This window comes from Gemmatimonadota bacterium, assembly GCA_009838845.1.
Lineage (GTDB): Bacteria > Latescibacterota > UBA2968 > UBA2968 > UBA2968 > VXRD01.
Genome location: VXRD01000052.1, coordinates 65,878 through 71,961, shown reverse-complemented (window position 1 = coordinate 71,961; position 6,084 = coordinate 65,878). Strand labels below are relative to the sequence as shown.

The following is a 6,084-nucleotide window of genomic DNA, read 5'->3' as shown; positions in this document are numbered from 1 at the left end:
CCCTCGGCCACCACCACCTCCCCTGCCCGTGCGCGCGATGGCCTCATAACTCACAATCGCATTTTGGACTTCACCGAATGACTCTTCGAGATTTTCCTTGATGAGATCGACAGAAATCTGGTCGGGGCGTTCGGATAAGGGCAAAAGCGCCACATTGATACTCGCCTGGGTTTCGCTGATACTGGTCGTAAAGCGATCTATACCTTTGAGATCTCGCACAGCACTTTCAATTTCGCCAACAACAGCATCAAGGGCTTCAATAGTCGTGCCTTCGGGCATGCTGATATAGACGGTAAAACGGCTTTCCTCGCGGCGAATATCTTGTTGCAGCATATAGAAAAAAGAAATGATCAACGTGATGACAAGCGCGCCGACAATACCCAGTGACACGCTAATTCTGTGGCGCAAGCCCGCTTTGAGGCACACCGTGTACATCTCGATCAATGCGCCTGTTCCCGTCGGTGGTCGAGATGCGAGAGAAAGGGTTTTCGATGCAAGGGCAGGCACAAGTGTGAGGGCTACGAGCAGAGAGGCAAGCAGAGGAAAGGCGATGGACAGCGCGAATTCTCGCAGGATATCCTGAAAGTCGCTTTGAATAAAAACAACAGGTAAAAAGACTGTAATGGTTGTCGCGGTTGCCGCAACAACGGCGCGTGCGACCTCATCGGTTCCTGCTTTTGCGGCTTCTTTGGGGGATTTGCCCTGTTCAAAATGCTTGAAGATATTTTCCATGACCACAATGCCATTGTCCATCAACATGCCAACTGCAAGCGCGAGGCCGCACATCGAGAGCACGTTCAAACTGAGATCCCACATATACATCAGATTAAATGTGAGCAACAAAGAACACGGAATGGCGAGGAGCAAAACAGCGACAAAACGCAAATTTCTCAAAAATAAGAACAAAACAAAAAGCCCGAGCAATCCCCCGACAACAGCGGCCCGTTTGAGAAAATTGAGGGCTTCGTTCATAATCTCTGCCTGATTCTGGCTGATCACGAGCTGGATATTTTCATAGGCAAGATCGCCGTTGACGCGTTCGATGGTATCTTCGAGTTCTCCTGCAAGTTCGATGAGATTGGCTTCATCGTCTTTTTGAATGCGGATGCCAACGGCGGCTTTGCCATTGATGCGTTGCAGGTCTGTACGCTCCTGAAGGCCGTAGCGAATTTTGGCAATGTCGCCAAGGTGCAGGGGCAATTCCGGTTTGATAACGACTCTGCGGATTTGCACGAGGTCTGTAAATTGGCCCTGAATGCTGACCGCATAAGCCTGGTCGCCGTCGTACACTCGCCCGAGATATTGTCGTCGCGTATTAAACGCATTGATGCGATTGCGAACATCGGACATCGAAAGCTGGTGCGCCTGCAGCATCAATGGATCGACAATAATTTCAATAGCCGTCCTTTGCCCGCCCAGGACCTGCGCGTTGACAACGCCATCGACCGCTTCCAATTCCGGTCTGATTTTCTCCTCGGCAAATTCGCGCAACCAGTTTATATCACCTTCGCCCAACACGTGGATTTGCATCACCGATGCACTCAGATCAGAGGAATCAAAGCGCTGTATGTTGACCCGCGTTCTTGCGGGCAAAAGCGGTTGCAGGCGCGTGATGCGGCTTTCGAGCTGTAACAGGGCGAATTTCATATCCGTATTGGGCGCGTAGGAAATGCGTACCCCGCCGTTATTCTGGCGCGAAAAGGACTCATACGCCTCAATGCCTTCGAGTTTGCCCACCTCTCTCTCGACGGGCATCACCAATTCCCGCTCGACCTGTTCGGGCGAATAGCCCTGCTGAGTGACTGTGACAAAGACCTCAGGGCGGACGAGTTCGGGAAATATCTGAACGGGCAACCGATCCAATGAAATCGCGCCTAAAATAGCCAGACCTATAAAAAACATGGCCGTAGTCACGGGCCGCAGAACGGCAATACCAGCAAGCGTCACGCGGATTTCCCCCGGAGGCGATCAATTAGTTCATACATGGTGGGTATCACGAGTAAGGTCATCAATGTCGATGTCACCAGGCCGGCAATGACGGCAATAGCCATAGGCGCGCGCAATTTTGCCCCCTCGCCAAAGCCGATTGCCATGGGCAGCAGGGCGAGAATAGTCGTCGCACTCGTCATCATAATGGGGCGCAAGCGGTCTTGACCGCCCTGTAGAATCGCTTCTCGCAACGTCAGGCCAGCTTGCCTGAGCTGGTTGATGCGATCCACGAGAATGATCGCATCGTTGACCGCAATACCGCCCAGCATAATGATGCCGATATAGGCCATCACACTGAGCGGTTCGCCCAAAAAATAGAATCCAAATATCACGCCGACGCCGGCTAAGGGAACGGAAAACATGACGGTAAACGGATGGAGCGTGGATTCAAATAGCGATGCCATCACCATATAGACCAGCACAATCGAAAGCAGGAGTGCAAATTTGAGACTTTCAAATGATGCCGCTCGCTCGCGCTCTTCTCCGCCAATTTCAATGCGATACCCCGACGGCACAACCACTTCCTGCATGGTGGCGCGTACGTCGGCAACGGCTTCACTTAAAATGCGTCCTTCTGTGAGATATCCCGTAATGCGCCCTACGCGACGCTGATCTTCTCTCAAAATTTCGCGGGGACCTTCAATAATATTGAGCTCGGCAATATCCCCCAACGTCAGGATCGCGCCATCTGTTCCTTCGATTTGCATGGTGTGGAGTTCGCGCAGATCAATATCTCGATATTTTACCCGGATATCCCGCGTGCGCTGGTCTTTAGACAGTTCGCCAGCAACTTCACCCGATAATTGTCTTTCCAATGTGCGGCTGATGGTCTGGGTGGTCAATCCGAATGCCGCCGCCACCTCATCGCGAATCGCCAGATCGACTTCTGGCTGCCCGCCCTGAAAGCTCGTGCGCACATTGTACACCGAAGGCAGATCCTCAATCCTCGTCTGAAGCTCTTTTGTGATGCGTGCCAAAATATCGAGATTTTCTCCAGACACTTCGACCTGAATGGGCGCTTCTTGTCCCCCCATCACGCCTTCAAGCGCGGTTTCGTGCAACTTGTATTTCACTTCGATATCGGGCATGGCACTTAAAATGGGATCCAGGTCGCGCACCAGTTCGCTGACGCTGCGCGACCGCTGTGTGTGCAACGCCACCGATAGAGTCGCGCGATTGGGACCCGTCGGTTCGCCTCCGGTCGATATCCGAGCGGGGTTGAGGCCGGTCAGCGCGTACACATGCGCCACATCGCTCCCGCCAACGCTTTCGACAATCTCTTTGACGTGCAGGGCGACCTGATCGCTCAGTTCCACACGCGAGCCTTCGGACAATGTGAGGTCAATTTGGAATAGCCCTTGATCTTCGCGCGGAATAAATTCTGTCTGCAACTCGCGGGCGATATACCCGGTTCCGCCCAAAATTAGCAATACGACGCCGAGCATGATGAGTTTGCGGTTCAAAATACCATTGAGAAACCGATAGTATTTGTCCGACCGAACAGTCGTTTTGTGCGTAGTATTCAACCGTCTAAAGATGCGCGACGTCAGCATCGGAATCGTCGTCATTGCCACAACCAGAGAAGACAACAGAGAAAATGCAACTGTCCATGCCTGATCCACAAAGAGTTTGCCCGCCAGCCCCTGCAAATAGACAATGGGCAAGAAGACAGCCACGGTCGTCAGCGTTGAAGCCAAAATTGCCACGCCGACTTCAGAGGCGCCGCGGCTCGATGCTGTGCGCGCGTCCTCGCCGCTTTCCAGGTGACGATAAATATTCTCAATAACCACAATGGCATTGTCAACGAGCATGCCCGCACCCAGAGCCAACCCGCCCAGCGTCATAATATTCAGGGTCAAACCCTCAAAGTACATAAGCGTGAATGTCGCCAATACGGAAATGGGGATTGCCAACCCGATCACCAGCGTCACTGTCCAGCTCCGCAACGCGATCAAAAGCACGAGAATCGCCAAAAATGCCCCGTGAATGGCAGATGTTTCGACTTCTCCTATGGCATCTTCGACAAATCGCGCCTGGTTTTCGACGGTTGTGAAGTGCATGCCGCTCAGGTCTGCTTCGATATCGTCTATCGCATCCAATACCGTATTGACCACGGCGACTGTATTGCTACCGGCTTCTTTGTAAATGGCGAGGCCAACGCATTCCCGTCCGTCGAGGCGCACAATGGTTTCTCGCTCTTGATATTCCAGGTCAACCGTGCCCACGTTGCGCACGCGTACCGGCACGCGATCGCCAGAAACTGTGCCCCCTCCCCCGCGCCTTTCTCCCACGATGACTTCCCGCACATCGTTTATGTCATCTAAGCGACCGAGGGCTTTGACCAGATACGACTGCTGATTTTCTCTGAGCGTACCTCCGGATACATCGGCATTTGCCTGTGCGATGCGATTGATGACCGCATCGGATGAAAGCCCAAACGCTTCGAGCAAATAAGGATCGAGTGTAACGCGCACTTCCTTTTCCGCTCCCCCTTCCACCTCGGCAGACGCCACGCCGTCGAGGGCTTCCAATTTGGGTTTGATCAACAATTCTACCGTACCCATCAATGCGTCGAGTTCCGTGTTTTCGTCTGCTGTAATCGCAATGCGCATCACCGCAAGCGAGAGCGGATCTTCGCGCGTCACATCCAACTGTGATACATCTTCATTGACCGCATAGCGCCCCACTCTTTTTTGCACGTCGAGCAACCCGTAATCCATGTCCGCATCCCAGGCAAATTCTGCAATGACCACAGCCTGTCCTGAACGGGTAATCGAATAGACGCGCTTGACGCCGTTAATCGTGCTCACATCGCGTTCGAGGCGGCGCGTATAGCTTTCTTCGATCTCGACAGGGGATTTGCCCGGTGCTGTCAGGTCTATGGTGACGACTGGCGTCTGCAAATCGGGCAAGAGATCGGTACCCAATCCGTCTAACGATATCCATCCAAGCAACACTACCGCGAGAGTCGCCATGGCAATCGTCACGGGATATCGCGTTGAAAATTCCGGCAAATTCATCGTCTATCTCCCGTGACCCGCACTCGAGTTCGCGGCCTCAGCGTTTCGTAATTGCTCGTGATCAACTGTTCACCTGGTTCAAGTCCTACCACAATTTCCACGCGGTCTCGGTCTTCCAGACCTGTTTCGACTTCGCGTTGTTGTGCGCGGCCTTCTTCTTCGACGAAAACGACCTTCTGATTTCGCCGCCGCAAAACGAGATTGCGCGTAATAAGTACGACGTTTTGCCGCGATTCCGTGACTATTTCTGTTTTGACAAACATCCCCGCCCGCAACAGCAAGTCGGGATTATCGACCATTCCGACGACCTGAACCGTGCGCGTGACCGGATCAATAGCCGGATCCATTTCAACAATTTCGCCCTCAAAAACTTCTTCGGGCAAAGCGTAATTGCTCACGCGGATGCTCTGGCCCAATTTCACGTTAATAATCTGGGCATTGGGAATTTTCAGATCGACAAATACCTGTGTATAATCCATAATTTTTGCGATTGCGGTATTCGGCGTCACCAGCGTTCCCTGCGTAATATCCGCGAGTTCCGACAACACACCCTGTATGGGAGCTAAAAGCCTGGTTTTATCGATCTTGATGAGGGCATCCTGATAATTGGCTTCTGCATCGGCCCAGGCTCTACGCGCACTTTCGACGTCCATTTCCGTTGCCAGTTGTCGGCTAAACAGGGTTTCCTGTTCTTTTAGCGTTCGTTTGGCTGTTTCAACCGCCAGTTTACGCGCTTCCACCCGTGCGCCGACAACCCATTCGTCGCTGTCGAGTCGCGCTATGGTTTGCCCCCTTCTAACCTCTGCCCCTTTGGCGAGTAGGCGGTTATTACTCCCCTTGCTCCAGTACAGATTTCCCCGAATCTCCGTTGTGATCTGGGCTTCGCGCACAGGTCTAAGTGTCCCGGTAGCCGTCACAATGGATTCGATTGTTCCCGTCTCTACGGATTGAACAGTAACGGGAACCGTCAGGTCAACGGTGCGCTGTTCCGCCTGTTGATCACAGGCGGCCAGCCCACAAAGGACAATTGCCAACAGAAATTTTGAGCAAAAATCAAACTTCACGTCCATTCCTC

General features: G+C 52.9%; 3 protein-coding genes. All 3 read right to left on the bottom strand.

Annotated features, from left to right (window positions below; genetic code table 11):
- The coding region (locus tag F4Y39_07940) for an efflux RND transporter permease subunit (protein MYC13645.1) at positions 1–1,947 on the bottom strand (1,947 nt) is incomplete at its 3' end.
- On the bottom strand, positions 1,944–5,009 hold the full coding sequence (locus tag F4Y39_07935; GenBank protein MYC13644.1) for an efflux RND transporter permease subunit: 3,066 nt from the start codon (positions 5,007–5,009) through the stop codon (positions 1,944–1,946). The genes F4Y39_07940 and F4Y39_07935, both read right to left, overlap by 4 nt.
- Complete coding sequence (locus tag F4Y39_07930) at positions 5,006–6,079, bottom strand: efflux RND transporter periplasmic adaptor subunit (GenBank protein MYC13643.1); 1,074 nt, start codon at positions 6,077–6,079, stop codon at positions 5,006–5,008. Before F4Y39_07930 ends, F4Y39_07935 begins: the two co-directional genes overlap by 4 nt.
- Between the last annotated feature and the right edge of the window lie 5 nt (positions 6,080–6,084).

Coding starts and splice junctions, on each gene's coding strand:
- F4Y39_07935 (MYC13644.1), bottom strand. CDS start 5,009: ATGAATTTGCCGGAATTTTCAACGCGATATCCCGTGACGATTGCCATG.
- F4Y39_07930 (MYC13643.1), bottom strand. CDS start 6,079: ATGGACGTGAAGTTTGATTTTTGCTCAAAATTTCTGTTGGCAATTGTC.